Source organism: Pseudomonas sp. AC355, assembly GCF_979258205.1.
This window is the reverse complement of record NZ_OZ409843.1, coordinates 3,446,986-3,464,882: the sequence shown is the minus strand read 5'-3', so window position 1 is coordinate 3,464,882 and position 17,897 is coordinate 3,446,986. Positions and strand designations below refer to the sequence as shown.

Below are 17,897 nucleotides of genomic sequence, written 5' to 3'. Positions count from 1 at the left end.
CCGCTCACAGGCCGGCCATGATCAGGCAGCAATGCTCCATGGCCCTGGCCATATGGTTGTTCACCGTGCGCAGGGAAATGCCCAGGCGTTCGGCGATCTGTGGATAAGTCAGCCCTTCGCACTGGGAGAGGATAAAGGTCTGCTTGGCCTTGCTGCCCAAACCGTCGAGCAGGCGGTCGATCTCCACCAGCGCCTCGAACAGAATCGCCTGTTCTTCCAGCGATGGGTGCGACGCCTCCGGCAGGTTGGCCAGTGCTTCCTGATAGGCCTGCTCCAACGAGCGACGGCGGTACAGATCGACCACCAGCCCACGGGCGATGGTCGTCAGGTAGTGCCGCGGTTCGCGCAGGCTATTTGCGCTGCGTGCGAGCAGCACACGGACGAAGGTGTCCTGGGCGAGATCAGCTGCATCGGCTGAATTGTTCAGGCGCTGGCGCAACCAGCCACGCAGCCAGCCGCTGTGCTCGCGATAGAGTACATCCAGCCCTGCGTGGGGCGCCGTATCGGTATGCACCGTAGACATCCCGCCTCCTGGGAGATATTGCGAATAAGAATTTGTCGCGATTCTACGTTGGGGGATGGCAGATTGGAATGGCTGACAGTCAAAGGAGCCGCTAGGCGACTGGCGGTGATCCAGGGAGCTTCCATCACGTAGCGAGCGTCTTGGAAGCGCACGCGACGAGTGCAGCAACGCCCCTGCATGGCGGGGCGTTGCTGTTTCTTAATAGACCTAGAAGTCCGCTTTTACCGACAGCATGAAGTTGCGCGGCTCGCCATAAAAGTTGCCGAAACCTTCGGTGCCCACGGTGGCGTAGTAGCGCTTGTCGAAAAGGTTGTTGCCGTTGAGGGCCAGCGACCAGGTGTCATCGACGCGGTAACCGATGCGGCCGTTCCACACGGTGTAACCCGCCTGGGAAATGTTGTTGCCGCTGATCGGTGAGGTGCGGTAGTTGTCGCTCTGGGCGTTGAAACCGGCGCCGACCGTGAAGCGCTCCAGGGGCCCGCTGAGGCTGTAATCACCCCAGACGCGCAGCAGGTGCCGCGGCACGTACGAATTGTAGGACACGCCGTTCTGGTTGGGGTTGGCATCCTCGAGCACCTTGGTCTGGGTGTAGGTGTAGCCAGCCAGCAGTTGCAGGCGGTCGATAACTTCACCGCTCAGCTCCGCCTCGAAGCCCTGGGCGCGCACCTTGCCGGAGTTCTGCGAACAGCTGCCGTCGGCACAATTCGGGTCGGTCTGGGCCGCATCCTCCTGAATGGTGCGGAACAGGTTGAAGGAACTGTTCAGACGACCCTCGAACCACTCGCCCTTGATGCCCAGCTCATAGCTTGTGCCGATCAGCGGTTTCAGGGTGCTGCCATCGATGGTTCTGAGGTTGCCCTGGGGCGTGAAGATATCGGTATAGCTGGCGTAGGCCGTCAGGTTGTCGTTAAGGTCGAGCAGCAGGCCGGCGAACGGCGTGACCTGTCCGGTTTCGGTGGTTTCGGAATTGGCTGGGGTGCCGACGCCGCGAAAGTAGGCGACGGAGTCGGTTTCGGATTTGTACCAGCTGACGCGGCTGCCGACTACGAATGTCAGCGGCTCGGCCAGTTTCAGGCGCGCGGTGGAGTAGACGCCGTACTGCTTGATGCGGATGTCCAGCGGGCCGCCGCGCGAGGCATTGGCCAGGTAGTAGCTCTCGTCCGGTTGCGGTAGATGATGGTCAGGATCGAGCACGTTCTGGCGTTGCGGCAGGGCCGCCACTGCGAAGAAATCGTCCTTGTGGGAGCGACTGGTGTTGGCACCAACGATCAGCTCGTGCTGCTGGCCAAAGGCGTCGAACTTGCCATCCACGTAGGCGTCGAGGCCGTAGTCCACCTGGTCGTAGTCATAGATGCTGCCAAGTACCAACGTGCTGGAACTGCTGGCGCCAACCGGCACCGAACCACTGGGAAAGGCGTACTCCATCTCCTGGGTGTTTCGCGACCAGACGCCCGCTACCTTCAGCGCCCAGTTGTCGTTGAGCTGATGCTTCACATCACCGAACAGCGTGGTGCGTTTGCTGCGCTGGCTGTTCCAGGATGGGTTCTGGCAAGTCGAACGGCTGAGCTTCAGGTCTTTGCCATCGGCGTAGCGCGGCACGCCGGCCCAGCAGGGTGTCGCATCGAGGTCTTCATAGGCGAGGCCCAGGCCGAAGGTGGTGTCGGCACTCAGGTCGAAATCCACGGCACCGTAGTAGATCTGATCCCGGCGCTCGGCGACGTCATAGAAGTAGTGGCGGCTTTGCTGGGTTGCCACGGCCCGTCCGCGGATGGTGCCGGCTTCATTCAGCGGGCCTCCGGTGTCGACTTGAGCGCGGTAGTTGTCCCAGGTGCCCGCTGCGAGAGACAGTTGGGTATGTGGCGTGTACTGGCCGCGCTTGCGCACGAAATTGACGCCTCCCGCTGTACCGCCAGCGCCTTTCATCATGCCTGCCGCACCGCGAAGTACTTCGACGCGGTCATAAATGGCCATGTCGCTGGCAAAACTGTCGGCCTGTGCGTAGCTGCTGCCAATATCCAGTGGCACGCCGTCGTATTGATACTGTCCGGTCATGCGGAAGCCGCGGGAGTAGAAGTACTTGCCGCCCATGGGTGAGTCGTACACGGTGATGCCCGGGGTCTTTTCCATGACCTGTTCGATGGTGTTGAGGTTCTGGTCGTCGAGCATCTTGCGGGTTATCACCGTGACCGATTGCGGCGTTTCCCGCAGCGAATGCTGACCCTTGCCGATGGTCACCGCACCCGTGGTGTAGGAGCCGCTGCCCTCGGTGGTGTCACCCAGACCACTGGCGTTGATACTGGTCGCGCCCAGCTCCAGTGAACCATCGCCTTCCTGCGACGCTTCCAGTGCGTAATTGTCTCCGGCCTTGAGCGGTCGCAAACCGGTACCAGCCAGCAACCGGGCCAGGCCGGTATCCACCGAGTAGCTGCCGTTTAGTCCAGGGCTGCGTTTGCCCGTGGTCAGCCGTGAATCCACCGAAAGCAGAATGTCGGCTTCGCTGGCGAAACGATTCAGCGCCTGGTCGAGATCTCCCGCGGGGATGGCATAGGTGCGGGTCTGTTTGGTGGCAGCTGATTGCGCCTGTACGCTGGCTACGATCAGCAAGGGGCTGGTGGCCAGCAGGCTGGTGAGCAGGACTCGGGTGATCGACAGGCTCAGTGTCGAGCGGTGGGATGTAGGCAGGTGCGGCATTCTGGATATCCTCTGAGAATGCGTCTTTATTGGGTTCAAGAGGTATCCCGAGCGAGCGGGTGAAACCGACAATGGGTTGTGGAAATTATTTGCTGATTGCTCTGATGATCGTTCCCACGCTCTGCGTGGGAACGCATGTCAGGACGCTCCGCGTCCGTCAGGTTCAGTAGTCGACGATGGTTTGAGGCGCGGAGCGCCACACGTGGCATTCCCACGCGGAGCGTGAGGAACGAGCAGAGGTCAGCCTCTCGGTCGCACGGTCATCCAGTAGCGGGTGACGCGCTGTACTTGCACAGGCAGCGATTGCTGCAAGGCGGCGAGTACGCGGTCAGTGTCGGCCAGCGGAAATACGCCGGTCAGCGGCAGCTCGGCGACGGCCGGGTCGCAGCGCAGCACGCCGGGACGGTGACGTGCCAGTTCATTGAGGAACTGGCCCAGCGGCATGCGTTCGGCGATCAGCCGGCCCTCGTTCCAGGCGATGGCATTGCGGTCTGCCTGGCCGATGGCCGTGGCCCGTTCGCTGTTGAACCAGCGCTGCTGGCCCGCCTGCAGGCGTGAGGACGGCGCATTGCGAGGTCGCAGCTCCAGTTCGCCTTCGTAGAGTTCGACGCGGCTGCCGCCGTCGATTTCATACACCGAGAAGCGCGTGCCGAGTGCCTGGATTTCACCGGCGGCGGTCTCGACGATCAGTGGGCGGCGAGCGGCATCACGGCCGCTCTCCAGCAGCAGTTCGCCCTTGAGCAGCCGGATGCGTCGTTCCGTTTCGCTAAAGCGGACATTCACCGCGCTGTCGCTGTTCAGCGCCAGCCGGCTGCCATCGGCGAGGGTGCGCTGCAAGCGTTCGCCGGTGCCGCTGCGCAGGTCTGCCATGGCTTCGCGCCAAGGTAGCTGCGACTGGGCCAGGTATCCGCTACCGCCGGCCAGCAGCGCCAGGCCGAGCATCTTGAGGGTCTGGCGACGACGTGCGTCAGGCTGCTCGCGCAGCACGGCGCCAGCGGTGTGGGCGGGGACGCCAGCCAAGGTACCCTGCAAGCGCTCTAGGCGTTGCCAGGCGCGCTGGTGTTCGGGGTCGCAGGCCTGCCAGTCAGCGAAGCGCTGGCGTTGCTCGGCATCCAGTTCGCCGCCCCAGTGCAGCATCAACCAGTGGCTGGCCTGTTCGACGATGGCCGGCGGGACGGGTGCATCGCTGGCGCGCTTCATTCTGCGTAGAGCACCTGATAGCAGGCCGAGATGGCGCGCAGCATGTACTTCTGCACCGAGCTGACGCTGACCTGCAGGCGTTCCGCGATCTGTGGATAACTCAGGCCCTCGAACTGCGACAACAAGAAGGCTTCGCGTACCTTGGTGGGCATGGCGTCGAGCATCGCATCGATCTGCAGCAGAGTCTCGATGACCATGGCGCGGGTCTCCAGCGACGGCGACTCGGGTTCTGCAAGATGAGCGATGCTCTCGAGGTAAGCCCGTTCGATCCGCTGCCGGCGCCACTGGTCGATGATCAGGTTGCGTGCGATCTGGGTCAGGTAGGTGCGGCCTTCGTCGATGCTCGGCAGACGGCCGCTGAGCAGCAGACGCAGGAAGGTGTCCTGAGCGATATCCGCCGCCTGTTCGCGATCGCCCAGGCGTTTGCGCAGCCAGCCGTGCAGCCAGCCGTGATGATCACGGTAGAGCGTATCGACGCTTTGCAGCGTCGATGGGGTCGGAGCGGTGGACACCGAAACTCCCTTGGCGTGCGCCAGTGCGGATAAGAATTGATCGCAATTGTAGGCGGGCGGCTGCGCTTTGGGAACAGGATTGATCACACGTGGCTGGTGTTGGTTGCGGTGTGTGGCTTATACCCGCGTCAGCGAAGACGGCGTGGCAGGTGGCCGATTGTGGATTGCCGCCAGCTTCTGCATCGGCATGTATTACGCCTGCCTGCGACGCTTTTGGCCGCTATGCTTCAGGGTCAACAACCCGCATGTATCTGGGCAACTATGCGCTGCTGCACCTCCAAACCTCGCCGGGTTTGGCAGGCGCGTCGTGCTTCATCTCTCGACATGGACGGCAGGTAGCTATGGGCATCATCACGCGACTCACCATGCTGCGCCGGGCTGGCTTGCCGTTCAAAAGCGTGATTTCCATGATGGGAGTGGCCTGCATACTGACCGGCGCACTGATCGTGTATCTGGTGGGGCAGGCCGGAACTACCCAGGCCGTGCTGTCGATGACGACCACCAAGTTCCACGATGTCGGCAACCTCATGTCGGAACAGATGGGCCGCGTGCTCGAACCTGTGCAAGCCACGTTGCGCCAGGTCTCGTTCGACCCGCTCACCACGGACACTCAGGTCGATGAACGTCTGGCTCGGGCGTTTGTGCTGATCGAGGAGCTCAAAGCCAACCCGTTGGTGACGGCCCTCTACGTGGGTCATGCTTCGGGGGATTTTTTTCTGGCCCGACGTCTGGATGCTAGCGATGCCCAGCGGCGCTTCCTGCCCCCTGCAGATGCCGTCTACCTGATCCAGTCGATGTCGCACCCGGCTGGCGGCGCGCCGCTGGGCGAATTCATTTTCTACAACGCACAACTCGACATACTTGAGCGTCGCCCTCAGCCTGGCTACGCATTCGACCCACGAATGAGGCCTTGGTATCAGGCGGCCATGCAGGTCCCCGGCGTGCCCGCGTTGTCCCCGCCCTACGTGTTTCTTACCACTCAGCAGATCGGCCTGACGCTTAGCCAGACCAGCCGCTCCGGCGGCGCGGTGATTGGTATCGACGTAACGCTGAGCGACCTGGCCTCTTACTTGAACAACCTGAAGTTGACTCCAGGCACTGAACTGGCCCTGCTGGGACCCGACAACCAGGTATTGGCTTACCCGGACATGTCCCGTGTCCTGATCCCCGGAGGCGATACATTCGACTTTCGCAAGATCGATGCCCTCGGCGCGCCGAGCCTGCTGCATCTGGTGAACACCCCGCAAGGCGGCTCGGACGCACAGGATTTCGACGCGGCCGGCCAGCGCTGGCTGGGCATGACGTTGCCCATCGCGACGTGGAAAAACCAAGGCATACGGCTGCTCATGTCAGCCCCTTACCAGGAGCTGACGCAGGACATCAGCCGGATGCAACGTCGCACGCTCCTCTACATCGTCATCGCGGTGCTCGCTTTCCTGCCGCTGGGCTGGTGGGGCGGCAGTTTGATCGGCCAGAGTCTGGATCGCTTAACTCGGCGCACACAGGCCATTAAGCGGTTCGACTTCAAGGCCCACGAGCATGCAGGCCCTGTGAGCGTGGTGCGCGAAGTGGCTGAGCTGTCCCGCGATATGGACGCCATGGCGGATACGATCAACTGCTTCCTGACGATCAGCCAACACCTGGCCACCGAGACCGACATGTCGCGCATGCTGCAAGCGGTGCTGCACGAGGTTGTGCATGCCACACAGTGTGTGTCAGGTGCGGTCTACCTGTACCAGGACGGCAGCATGCAGCGTAGCGCCCTCGAAGGTGAGCACTGCGCGCGGCTGCCCAGCCAGTTCCGCTACCTTGCAGCCCAGGCCCCGCGCGTGGCCCCCCAGCCCGGTGCGCCTCGGCTGGAGCAGGTGAACCTGGAACTGCGCGACCGCAGCGGCCAGTTGCAGGGGCTGCTGGTGCTGGCGCACCAGGGCATGGCCACGCATGCCGACGAAGGTTTTTCGGTATTTATGGCTCAGCTGTCGGGCATGCTGGCCATCTCCATCGAAACGCGCCAACTGATCGATGCGCAAAAGACCTTGCTTGACGGCGTGGTACTGCTCATGGCCGATGCAGTCGATGCCAAGAGCCCCTACACCGGCGGCCACTGCCAGCGTGTGCCCGAGTTGGCGCTGCTGCTGGCAGACCAGATGAACCGCGAGACGGCTGGCCCCTACAGCGGTTTTTGTATGGATGCGGCGCAGCGCTATGAGTTCTACCTGGGCGCCTGGCTGCATGACTGCGGCAAGGTCACGTCGCCCGAGCACATCATCGACAAGGGTACCAAGTTAGAAACCATCTACAACCGCATTCACGAGGTGCGCACGCGCTTCGAGGTGCTGTGGCGTGACGCTGAAATTGCGCACCGCGACCGCCTGCTGGCGGGCCAGCCGATTTATGCATCGACCGCCACCCTGCAGGCCCGACACCGAGAACTGAGCGACGACTTCGCTTATGTGGCCCAATGCAACATCGGCGGTGAAATGTTGGCCGATACGGCCGTGGAACGTATCGAGCGTATCGGCGCCCAGGGCTGGGTGCGGCATTTCGATAACCGGTTGGGGCTGGCCATCGGCGAGTTGCGTCAATTGGAGGCCACACAGCCTGACGCGCCAGCCCTGCCGGTCATGGAGTCGCTGCTGTCCAACCGGCCCGAGCACGCGATTGCCTGGGGCACTGATAAACCGCCTGTGGAAAAGCACGACCCAGCCAACCACTATGGTTTCGACATGCAACTGCCGCCGCATCGGCAAAACATGGGCGAGCTGCACAACCTGTCGATTCGGCGCGGTACGCTAACCGCCGAAGACCGCTTTCGCATCAACGACCATGTGGTGCAAACGTACATCATGCTGCGTAACCTGCCCTGGCCGCAGAGCCTCGCTAAGGTGCCCGAGATCGCAGCCACTCACCATGAAAGACTCGACGGCAACGGCTACCCGCGCCGGCTAAGCGCCAGTGAGTTGACCACGGCCGACCGCATCATGACGCTGGCCGATGTGTTCGAAGCCCTGACCGCCGCCGACCGCCCGTATAAAGAGCCCAAGCGCCTGTCCGAATCGCTGCGCATCATGGCCCTGATGTGCAAAGACAACCACCTCGACGCTGCGCTGTTTCGCTACTTCCTGCACAGTGACATCTGGCGCATTTTCGCACAGCGGCACATGCAACCCAGCCAGATAGACACCGTGGACATCGCGGCACTTGAAGCACTGCTGCCCGCCTGAACAGACGCCAAGGTGTCACGCAGCCGCCATGATCCGGTTGCCTAGAGCCTGCTCACGATTTATCGGGAGCGCTGGATATAGTTAAGAACCTTGCAGCGCAAGACTGCCCCTGTGGCGACCTTCTTCAGCCTCGCGTGACAAGAGCCTGCGCAGTAGCAGCCGGCTTACCTGTGCGTTGACCCCCACGCGACTCGAGACGATCAGCCGAGAGCGTGAACAGGTTCTAGACGCATGCAATCGCCGTCACTGTGGCGTAACCGAAAGCCTGAACTTTGCCGCGCTCACCGGTGACTGAATACACAAGGGCCGCACCACTTGCCCATTTTTAGTTACCAGCCCTGGAGGCGGATATGTCAGATCATCACACCTACAAGAAGGTCGAGCTGGTTGGCTCGTCTTCGACCAGCATCGAAGATGCGATCAGCAATGCCCTGGCCGAGGCCAGCAAGAGCATTCGTCATCTGGAGTGGTTCGAAATCACCGAAACCCGTGGTCACATCGCCGATGGCGCGGTGGCCCATTATCAGGTCACTCTGAAGGTCGGCTTCCGCGTCGCCAACAGCTGACCACGGGCATCTGCAGTCGCGTTTACTTGTCATAACGGCAATCTGCGGCTTTATTGAAACGGGCCACTTATTTGGCGCCCGGAGTAGTTCACTGGTAACGAGGGAGCGTTTGTGATGAGAAAAGTGTTGTTTGCAGTTGGCCTGATGGCCCTCGCTGGCTCGGCATTCGCAGCTAAAGATTGTGAAGAGCTGAAAGGTGAGATCGACGCCAAGATCCAAGCCAATGGCGTGGCGTCCTACACCCTGGAAGTTGTCGACAAAGGCAGCGTGACTGACCGTCAAGTGGTCGGCACCTGCGGTGGCGATACCAAGGAAATCGTCTACCAGCGCAACTGATGATGATGGTCGAAAGCCGGCTCGCAGCCTCTGCGATGCCGGCTTTTTACTGCCTGCGATTTGCCACGAGGTGGTCTCAGCCCCTCTGTAGGCGTAGGATAAGACCTACTGTTTTACTCGGATAAAGCCTTGGCTTTATCCACAGCCAAGGTTTTTTCTCATGACTGCACTCGCGAAACTTCCCTTCTCCGTTCTCGACCTGGCGCCGATCCGCGACACCGGCAGCCCAGAGCAGGCGCTGCACAACTCCCTGGCGCTGGCCAGGCACGTCGAGTCGCTGGATTTCAAGCGTTTCTGGGTCGCCGAACATCACAACATGGACGGTATCGCCAGCTCCGCGACTGCTGTACTGCTTGGCTATCTGGCCGCCGGAACCTCGCGTATCCGCCTGGGCTCCGGTGGGGTGATGCTGCCCAACCACGCGCCGCTGGTGATCGCCGAACAGTTCGGTACCCTCGCAACCCTTTATCCGGGGCGCATCGAACTGGGCCTTGGACGTGCGCCGGGCGCCGACCAGTTCACCGCTCAGGCCTTGCGCCGCGAGCGCTCCGGGAGTGCCGACGATTTTCCTCAGGACGTTGCCGAACTGCAGCGTTACCTGGGCCCGCGCACGCCGGATCAACGAGTCCTCGCCGTGCCAGGCACCGGTACCAACGTGCCGATCTGGCTACTCGGTTCCAGCCTGTTCAGCGCCCAGTTGGCCGGCGAGCGCGGTTTGCCTTACGCCTTCGCTTCGCACTTCGCACCACGTTACGTGCACGAGGCCATTCGGGTTTACCGCAATGCCTTCAAGCCCTCCGCAACCCTCGATAAACCCTACGTGATGCTCGGCGTGCCGCTGATGGCTGCCGACACTGACGAGCAGGCCCAGCACCTAGCTACGTCCGCCTACCAGCGCATTCTCTCGCTGATCCGTGGCCAGAGCCTGGTGCAGCGTCCGCCGGTGGAGTCGATGGAAGGCCTGTGGCTGCCCCACGAGCGCGATGCCGTCGGCAGCTTCCTGGGCATGGCGGTAATCGGCGGCCCGCAGAAGATCCGTGCGCGTCTGGAGGTCTTGCTGGAGCAGACCCAGGCCGACGAGCTGATCTTCACCTGCGACCACTACGACTTCGCCGACCGCCTGCACGCCTTCGATATTCTCGCCGGGCTGCGCTGATCGCGTGATTGGCTGCCTGGTCAAAAAACTCGAACTTGCCGGGCTGCTGTCTCTCTGAACTCTGTACCCCTCATCAACAGGAGCATAGAGATGAAGAAGACAGCATCGGCCCATTGGCAGGGCGGCATCAAAGACGGCAAAGGCACCATTTCCACCCAGAGCGGTGCGCTTTCCGAGCAGCCCTACGGCTTCAACACTCGTTTTGAAGACAAGTCGGGCACCAACCCTGAAGAGCTGATCGGTGCTGCACATGCCGGCTGCTTCTCCATGGCACTGTCCAAGGAGTTGGGCGAGGCGGGTATGACTGCCGAGAGCATCGACACCAAGGCTGAAGTGACCCTCGACAAGCAGGACGGCGGCTTCGCCATCACCGCCGTGCACCTGTCGCTGAAGGCCAAGGTGCCGGGCGCTGACCGTGCGGCATTCGAGAAAGCGGTCGAAACAGCCAAGACCGGGTGCCCGGTCTCCAAGGTGCTCAACGCGGAAATCACCCTGGAAGTCGTGCTGGAGGCGTAATCGCCTGCTCAGTACCAGCGCTCAGCCGCGACACCAGTCGCGGCTGAGGCCGGCTCCCCTCGCAAAGTCCCGTTAGAAACTTCCACAGCGCAGATTCTTGCCGCGCGCCAGTACGTTGCGCTCGGCGTCATAGAGAATCGCCTGGCCACGCATCACAATCGAGCGCGCTTCGACGCGGTATTGCTGACCGGCCTTGAAGTCGTCGTAGCGAATGCGAATATCGCACGTTAGCTCCTGTGGCTCGGACATCATCGACGCACCTCCGCCACTACTGACCTGGAATCGGAAGCGCATGTCCAGTTCATGAGCGCCTGGAGTGACCTGAAAGTAGCGCCCGTCATTGACGCGCTCGCGATCCAGGCGCTCGGCCATCAGCAAATCGATACCTTCACCCTGCAGATCGACCCATGCCATGTTTGGATTGGCTGCCGGCAGGGGCGAGGCGCAGGCTCCGAGCAACAACAAACTAGCAAGCAGAACAGGCTGGCGCATCGTGGTGTCTCCCGTGGGCGCGAACTGAAGATGCTGCAGTATCGCGCAAAGCCGCCGCGACTTCGCGGTAGGATGAAGCGCTTACTTTCACATGACGACAGCCATGCTCGAGCATTGCACCTCCTTTCTTGTCGACCTGTCGCGCCGTGCGGCGGTTCCCCTGTTCGCGCTGTTGCTGGCAGGCTGTAGCACGGTCGACTATTACGGCCAGCTGGCCCGCGGGCAATTGCAGTTGCTGCACGCGCGGCAACCGGTGCAAACCCTGATCGAAGACACAGAGACCGAGCCGCAACTGCGCCAACGTCTGGTGCTGTCCCAAGAGGCACGAAGCTTCGCCAGTGAGCGCCTGGGGCTGCCGGACAATCGCAGCTATCGCCTTTATGCCGACCTGCAGCGCCCGTTCGTGGTGTGGAACCTGTTCGCCACGCCGGAGTTTTCCCTGCAACCGCAACTGCACTGTTTTCCAATCGCCGGCTGTGTGGCTTATCGCGGTTTTTATGAGCAGAACCGAGCCCGCGGCGCGGCTGCGCTGCTCGATGCGCAGGGACTCGACACCTACCTGGGTGGTGTGGAGGCTTACTCGACCCTGGGTTGGTTCGATGATCCGATCCTCAACACCATGCTGCGCTGGAGCGACGAACGCCTGGTCGCGGTGATCTTCCACGAACTGGCGCATCAGCAGTACTACCTGGCCGGCGACACCGCCTTCAACGAGTCCTACGCCACCTTCGTCGAGCAGGAGGGGCTACGCCAATGGCGCGCTGCACGTGGCTTGCCGGCTCCGCAGCAATTGTCGGTACAGCCGCGCGAGCAGTTCAGCGAGCTGGTGCTGGCCAGTCGCGCGCGCCTGGAAGCCCTCTACGCCAGCGGCCTCGATGCCGACGCGAAGCGTGCTGGCAAGCAAGCCGAATTCGACCGTCTGCGCGACGAGTACCGGCAACTGCGGGCCACGCAATGGAAGGGCGTCGGCTACTACGACGGCTGGATCAACGGGCCGCTGAACAATGCCAAACTGCTGCCCTTCGGTCTTTACGACCGCTGGGTGCCTGCCTTCGCCAGGCTGTTCCGCGAGGCGCAGGGCGACTGGCCAACCTTCTATCGTCGGGTGGCGGAACTGGGTGCTTTGCCCGATGCGCAACGGCTTATACAACTGCAAGCGCTAGATGCTGTCCGAGAGAAGTGAACAACACGCAGAGGAAGGTCGTGATGAAAGGATGGACGGCAGTGATGCTGGTGCTTGGCCTGGTGGGCAGCAATGCCTGGGCCGCGCCCAAGTCGTGCGAGGAGCTCAGGCAGGAGATCGAAGTGAAGATCCAGGCTGCGGGCGTGGCCAGCTATACGCTGGAGATCGTGCCGAACGAGGAAGTCGAGGACGACGGCATGGTAATCGGCACCTGCGACAACGGCACTCGAAAGGTGATCTACCAGCGCAATGACCTCACCGGTTCGAGGATGATGTAGCCCTCAGCCAGCGAACGCCTGGTGCAACTGCGCCAGCGTCTGGACGTGATGGGCCGGCCGTTCGCCGCTCAACTCTTCCAGGCTGCCGAAGCCGTAACCTACCGCGACGGCATCGAGGCCGTTGCTGTGAGCGCCGATCAGGTCGTGCTTGCGGTCGCCGATCATCAGCGTATCGGCGGGGTCGAGGCCTTCCTGCTCGAGCAGGTGGGCGATCAGCTCCACTTTGTTGGTACGTGTGCCATCCAGCTCGCTGCCATAGATCGTCTTGAAGTAGCGACCGAAATCGAAGTGGCGGGCGATCTCCGTGGCGAACACCGTGGGTTTGCTGGTGGCGATATACAGCGTGCGCCCTTGCTCGCGCAGCAGCTGCAGTAGCTCGACGACGCCCTCGAACAGCTCATTCTCGTAGAGCCCGACTTCGCGAAAGCGCACCCGGTAATGGTTCACCGCCTCCCAGGCGCGCTCCTCGCTGAGGCTGTAGGTGTGCATGAAGCACTGCAGCAGCGGTGGGCCGATGAAGTGCTCCAGTGCCTGCAGGTCGGGCTCATGGATATCCAGTTGCGCCAGGGCGTACTGCACCGAGCGGGTGATGCCCTCGCGCGGGTCGGTCAGGGTGCCGTCGAGGTCGAAGAGAACGGTGCGCTGCTGCATGGTATGGATATCCGCTGGCCTGAATCGGCGCGAATTGTCCCGCAACGCAAGCCGCTCAAGCAACTCAGGCCGACGTTGGGCGATAGACCCAGCGCAGGCTCAGGCGCGTCAGTGGCCAGAGCAGCGCCAGCAGCACAAGCCCGAACAGCAGCACCAGCGCCAGGGCCACGAACTCCGAGCCGGCATACAGAGCCACCAACAGCACGACGCAAAGTACGGTCGCCACGACCAACCAGATCCCCATGCATAGCAGCACGCTTGCCAGCAGACGACCGACAGCCAGACGCGGCAACTGCGGCGGCAGCGCGCCGCGGGCGGCGAGCAGGGCGACCAGCCCGTACAAGAGTCCGGAAGCACTGCTGGCAGCCTGCAGCCACTCCATGCCGTAGGGGTTGATGACGCCGGCCGGCAGCAGCGTGAGCAGTTTCATGTAGATAACGCAGAACAGCAGACCGAAGGCCAGCGCAGTCTCGCCGCGGCTGACCAGGCCGAGTCCGCTTTCGACCTGGCCCGTACGGCGCATCAGGTGCAGGCTCAGCCACAGTGGCAACAACGTCGCCAGTACGAAGGAAACGAGGTTCAACGGTTGCAGCAGTAGAGTGGGGGATATCCCGTGATCGCCTTCGTAGATCCATGTAATCAAGTGAGTCACCAGCAGCCTGAAGAATAGGCCGACCAGAACGAAGGCCACGAAGTAGAAGCCGACGAAGAGCGCGATGAGCCGACCTGGGCGGGTGACGTTCACCAGATTGTGCCGCTGCAGGTAATAGCGGGTCAGCAGCAGCGCACTGCAGCCATCGATTGCCAGCGCGCCGAGCCAGTAGGTCGCCAGTTGCCAAAGATCGTCCAGGTAGGCTTGCAGGTATTCGGGCTCCAGAGTCAGCCACATGATGACCCAGGAGATCATCTGGCCCGCTGCACAGCAGAGCATCGCGGTGATCAACAGGCGCATGGGCAGCCCGGACGGCTGTCTGGCCTCGCTCGCGGGGCTGGGGTCGACCTGAGCAATGGCGTAAGGGTTGCTGTGCATGGGGGATTCCTTTCGGGGCACGTCTTTCAATGACGGCAGGATATACCGGCGCAGCGTGCGTTGCTGTGATGGTTCTACGGTTCGCCAGACAAGAGCGGCCATGAGGTATTCGCACTGGTCATGGGGCTGAATTTTCCTGATCCGAGACCTGTCACTACCGGTGTGGTTATAGCGTTGAAACATTTTGTTTCATTTGTTCGGGCTGGAGGCGCCGGGTTTTCCCGGGCTCATCCGTCTTGGGTGGTAAGAGCCGGATATTTTTTCGCTCTCCACGAGTTGCATGGCGCCTGCACGGGCGCGTTGCGTCTTTCACCTTGCACCTCACCCTGGCGTGTCACGCTGCCTTCGTTTGCCTGAGTGCGAGCGCAGGTTCGGTTGACGTCGGGGATGGTTATTGGATGCTCAGGCAGAGGTCGGGCCCGTCATGACGTTTTTCCCTTTCCCCATTCGCCGGCGCTGGCTGCTCGCCGCGGTCGCGCTCGTGCCGGTTATCGCTCTGGCCTGGTTCAACGGCGAGCCGACGCCTGTCTACGAAACTGCTGTGGTTGGCCGAGGCGACGTGGAGGCCACGGTGGTCGCCATCGGCACCCTGCAGCCGCGCTATTCGGTGGATGTTGGCGCCCAGGTGTCCGGGCAGATCATGCGTTTGCATGTTGAGCCGGGTGATCAGGTGGAAAAGGGCCAGTTGCTCGCCGAGATCGACGCCAGCCTGCACGAAGCCACGGTGGAGGCGGATCGCGCCGCTCTCGACGGCCTGCGCGCGCAGTTGCAGGAGCAGCAGGCGCAGTTGCTGCTGGCGCGCCAACAGCATGAGCGGCAGTTGCACCTGGCCAAGCTCGACGCCACCCGTGAAGAAGATGTGCAGAGCGCCGCCGCTGGCTACACATCGGCCAGGGCGCGGCTCGACAACCTGCGCGCGAAGATCGCCGAAAGCCAGGCGCTACTCAAACGTAACGAGGCGCAGCTCAGCTACACCCGTATCTATGCACCCATCGCCGGCTCGGTGCTGGGTGTCGACGTGAAAGAGGGGCAGACCCTCAACGCCACCTATCAGACGCCAACGGTGATGCGCATCGCCGATCTGCGCAGCATGACCGGCTGGACGCGTGTCTCCGAGGCCGATATCCGCCGGGTCAAGGCCGGTCTGCCGCTGTACTTCACCACCCTGGGCGGTGACGAGCGGCGCTGGCACAGCACGGTACGTCAGGTATTGCCGGCGCCGCCGGTGCCGGCCAACAGCCAGGGCGAAGCCAGCAGCACCAGCAGCGAAACGGAAAAAGTGGTGCAGTACACCGTGCTGTTCGAGGTGGACAATGACGACGGCGAGCTGATGCCGCAGATGACCGCCCAGGTGGTGTTCGTCACCGCCTCGGCGAAGGGTGTGCTGACCGCTCCGCTGGATGCCTTGCAGGGCAAGCCGGGTCATTATCAGGTGCGCATTCTTGCCAAGGATCAGCCGGAGCTGCGCGCGGTGAAGGTCGGCGCGCGGGATCGCCAGGTAGCGGAAATTCTCGATGGCCTGCAGGAAGGTGAGCGTCTGGTAACGGGCGAGGCCCAGGCCGATGCGGGGATGTCGAGGTTCCAGTGGTAACGCCACTGATCGAGCTGCAGGGCATTCGGCGTACCTATGGTGGCGAGGGTGGTGCGCCAGCGGTGGATGTGTTGCGGGGCGTCAGTCTGTCCGTTCAGGCCGGTGAGTTCGTCGCCATTGTCGGCACCTCGGGCTCTGGCAAATCGACACTGATGAACCTGCTCGGCTGCCTGGATCGCCCCAGCGCCGGCAGCTACCGCTTCGCCGGTGAAGACGTGGCCGCCTTCGACGCCGATCAATTGGCCTGGTTGCGCCGCGAAGCGTTTGGCTTCGTGTTCCAGGGCTATCACCTGATCGCCACCGAGTCCGCGCGGGAGAACGTCGAGGTGCCGGCGATCTACGCCGGCATGCCCGCCGAGCAGCGCCGCGAGCGGGCCAGTGCGCTGTTGCGTCGGCTGGGGCTGGACGAGCGCCTGGAACATCGCCCCAACCAATTGTCCGGCGGCCAGCAGCAACGCGTTTCGATTGCACGGGCGTTGATGAACGGCGGGCGCATCATCCTCGCCGACGAGCCGACCGGCGCGCTGGACAGCCGCAGCGGCAAGGACGTGATGGCGCTGCTGCACGAGCTGGCCGACGCCGGCCACACCATCATTCTGATTACCCATGACCGCGACGTCGCGGCTCAGGCACGGCGGGTCATCGAGATTCGTGATGGCGAGATCATCAGCGACAGTGGCCCGCAGCAGCCGATCAATGCCCTACCAATGCCGGACATGAGCCTGGCCGGGCGCGATCATGGCGCGTCCTTCTTTGGCGAACTCGACGAGATGCTGCGTGGTGCCTGGCGGGTGTTGCTGATCAACCGTTTTCGCACGGCGCTGACCCTGCTCGGCATCGTCATCGGCGTAGCTTCGGTGATCGTCATGCTCGCCGTCGGCGAGGGCGCCAAGCAGAAAGTGGTCGCCGAAATGGGTGTGATGGGTGCCAACATGATGTACGTGTCCAGTGATGTGCCGCGCAGTGGCGGGCCGATTGGCGTGTTGACCCTGAGTGACTTCGAGGCCATCGGTGAGTTACGCGAGGTGGCGCGGGTGATGCCGGTGCTACGCGATCCGGCCTTGATTCGGCATGGCCAGCAAGCGCTGCAGACCGAAGTGCTCGGCGTCGGCGAACACATGCCGGCAATCCACCACTGGCCAGTGGCGCGGGGGCGCTTTTTCAGCGCGGCGGAGAATGAGGAAATCGCTCCGGTGGCGGTGCTCGGTCACGAGGTTTACCAGACTCTCTTCCCCGATGGAGGCGATCCGCTGCGACAGATCATCCTGATCAACAGCTCGCCGTTCGAGGTGATCGGCGTGATGAGCGAAAAGGGCAGCGATGCGGGCGGCAACTATCCGGATGAGCAGGTGCTGGTGCCCCATAGCACAGGCGTGGTGAGGGTCTTCCCGAAGCTGCGCGACGAGAGTTACGGGAGCATCGAGGCACGCAGCAGTGCCCTGGTGCTCGAGGCGCAGAGCGCAGTGGAAGCGCTGATGCTGCAACGTCACGGGCGCAAGGATTTTCGCGTCTACAACTCCGCCGCCAAGCTGCAGGCCGAGGCCAAGACGCGGCAGAGCATGACCCTGATGCTTGGCCTGATCGCCGCCGTATCGCTGCTGGTCGGCGGTATCGGCGTGATGAACGTGATGCTCATGACGGTACGCGAGCGCACCCGCGAGATCGGCATTCGCATGGCTACCGGCGCCCGGCAGCGCGACATCCTGCGCCAGTTTCTCACCGAGTCGGTGCTGGTGACGCTGGTCGGTGGCAGTGTCGGGGTGGTCACCGGGTTGTTGTTCGGTGCACTGCTCATCGCCTGGAACGTGCCGCTGGTGTTCTCGCTGTCGGCCATGCTGCTGGCATTCGCCTGCTCGGTAGGTACCGGCCTGGTGTTCGGCTACCTGCCCGCCAAGACCGCGGCGCAGCTCGACCCGGTCGTCGCGTTGGCCGTGCAATGACAGGATTA

At 62.7% G+C, this 17,897-nt stretch carries 16 protein-coding genes; 9 read left to right on the top strand and 7 right to left on the bottom strand.

The annotated features are described in order from the left end of the window. Window positions 1-4: 4 nt before the first annotated feature. The 4 genes from ACZ0AI_RS16355 to ACZ0AI_RS16340 all read right to left on the bottom strand — a co-directional run bounded on the left by ACZ0AI_RS16355 (window position 5) and on the right by ACZ0AI_RS16340 (window position 4,926). On the bottom strand, window positions 5-523 hold the full coding sequence (locus ACZ0AI_RS16355) for a sigma-70 family RNA polymerase sigma factor (protein ID WP_225837291.1): 519 nt from the start codon (window positions 521-523) through the stop codon (window positions 5-7). A 207-nt stretch (window positions 524-730) separates the two neighbouring features. Continuing rightward, window positions 731-3,214 (bottom strand): TonB-dependent siderophore receptor, encoded by a 2,484-nt coding sequence (locus ACZ0AI_RS16350; RefSeq protein ID WP_463562778.1) that lies wholly within the window; start codon window positions 3,212-3,214, stop codon window positions 731-733. Between the two features lie 240 nt (window positions 3,215-3,454). Then, window positions 3,455-4,414, bottom strand: coding sequence for a FecR domain-containing protein (locus tag ACZ0AI_RS16345; protein ID WP_463562777.1), 960 nt, complete (start codon window positions 4,412-4,414; stop codon window positions 3,455-3,457). Then, window positions 4,411-4,926 (bottom strand): sigma-70 family RNA polymerase sigma factor, encoded by a 516-nt coding sequence (locus ACZ0AI_RS16340; RefSeq protein WP_463562776.1) that lies wholly within the window; start codon window positions 4,924-4,926, stop codon window positions 4,411-4,413. Before ACZ0AI_RS16340 ends, ACZ0AI_RS16345 begins: the two co-directional genes overlap by 4 nt. A gap of 89 nt (window positions 4,927-5,015) precedes the next feature. On the opposite strand from ACZ0AI_RS16340, the gene ACZ0AI_RS16335 reads away from it, so the two are divergent. From ACZ0AI_RS16335 to ACZ0AI_RS16315, 5 genes are all read left to right on the top strand, one after another. After that, entirely contained in the window at window positions 5,016-8,150 is a 3,135-nt protein-coding gene (locus ACZ0AI_RS16335; protein ID WP_463562775.1) for an HD domain-containing phosphohydrolase, read from the top strand. Window positions 8,151-8,500: 350 nt separating this feature from the next. After that, the gene (locus tag ACZ0AI_RS16330; RefSeq protein WP_042553536.1) at window positions 8,501-8,716 is read left to right on the top strand and encodes a dodecin; all 216 of its coding nucleotides are present in this window, start codon (window positions 8,501-8,503) and stop codon (window positions 8,714-8,716) included. Window positions 8,717-8,830: 114 nt separating this feature from the next. After that, entirely contained in the window at window positions 8,831-9,052 is a 222-nt protein-coding gene (locus ACZ0AI_RS16325; RefSeq protein WP_225837301.1) for a DUF1161 domain-containing protein, read from the top strand. A 160-nt stretch (window positions 9,053-9,212) separates the two neighbouring features. Next, window positions 9,213-10,208, top strand: a complete 996-nt coding sequence (locus tag ACZ0AI_RS16320) for an LLM class flavin-dependent oxidoreductase (RefSeq protein WP_463562774.1) — start codon at window positions 9,213-9,215, stop codon at window positions 10,206-10,208. Between the two features lie 90 nt (window positions 10,209-10,298). Continuing rightward, window positions 10,299-10,724 (top strand): OsmC family protein, encoded by a 426-nt coding sequence (locus ACZ0AI_RS16315; RefSeq protein WP_463562773.1) that lies wholly within the window; start codon window positions 10,299-10,301, stop codon window positions 10,722-10,724. A gap of 72 nt (window positions 10,725-10,796) precedes the next feature. On the opposite strand, the gene ACZ0AI_RS16310 is transcribed toward ACZ0AI_RS16315, so the two are convergent. Further along, window positions 10,797-11,216, bottom strand: a complete 420-nt coding sequence (locus tag ACZ0AI_RS16310) for a PA0061/PA0062 family lipoprotein (protein WP_463562772.1) — start codon at window positions 11,214-11,216, stop codon at window positions 10,797-10,799. 103 nt (window positions 11,217-11,319) lie between these two features. On the opposite strand from ACZ0AI_RS16310, the gene ACZ0AI_RS16305 reads away from it, so the two are divergent. After that, the gene (locus tag ACZ0AI_RS16305; protein WP_463562771.1) at window positions 11,320-12,399 is read left to right on the top strand and encodes an aminopeptidase; all 1,080 of its coding nucleotides are present in this window, start codon (window positions 11,320-11,322) and stop codon (window positions 12,397-12,399) included. 23 nt (window positions 12,400-12,422) lie between these two features. Beyond that, window positions 12,423-12,677, top strand: coding sequence for a DUF1161 domain-containing protein (locus ACZ0AI_RS16300; protein WP_463562770.1), 255 nt, complete (start codon window positions 12,423-12,425; stop codon window positions 12,675-12,677). A 3-nt stretch (window positions 12,678-12,680) separates the two neighbouring features. Here the strand turns inward: ACZ0AI_RS16300 and ACZ0AI_RS16295 are convergent, their stop codons facing one another. Continuing rightward, on the bottom strand, window positions 12,681-13,328 hold the full coding sequence (locus ACZ0AI_RS16295) for an HAD family hydrolase (RefSeq protein WP_463562769.1): 648 nt from the start codon (window positions 13,326-13,328) through the stop codon (window positions 12,681-12,683). A 64-nt stretch (window positions 13,329-13,392) separates the two neighbouring features. After that, entirely contained in the window at window positions 13,393-14,358 is a 966-nt protein-coding gene (locus ACZ0AI_RS16290; protein ID WP_463562768.1) for a hypothetical protein, read from the bottom strand. A 424-nt stretch (window positions 14,359-14,782) separates the two neighbouring features. On the opposite strand from ACZ0AI_RS16290, the gene ACZ0AI_RS16285 reads away from it, so the two are divergent. Both ACZ0AI_RS16285 and ACZ0AI_RS16280 read left to right on the top strand, forming a co-directional pair. After that, complete coding sequence (locus tag ACZ0AI_RS16285) at window positions 14,783-15,949, top strand: efflux RND transporter periplasmic adaptor subunit (protein WP_463562767.1); 1,167 nt, start codon at window positions 14,783-14,785, stop codon at window positions 15,947-15,949. Continuing rightward, window positions 15,943-17,889: an ABC transporter permease gene (locus ACZ0AI_RS16280; protein WP_463562766.1), complete on the top strand. Its 1,947-nt coding sequence runs from the start codon at window positions 15,943-15,945 to the stop codon at window positions 17,887-17,889. The genes ACZ0AI_RS16285 and ACZ0AI_RS16280 overlap by 7 nt, the downstream gene beginning before the upstream one ends. Window positions 17,890-17,897 lie beyond the last annotated feature (8 nt).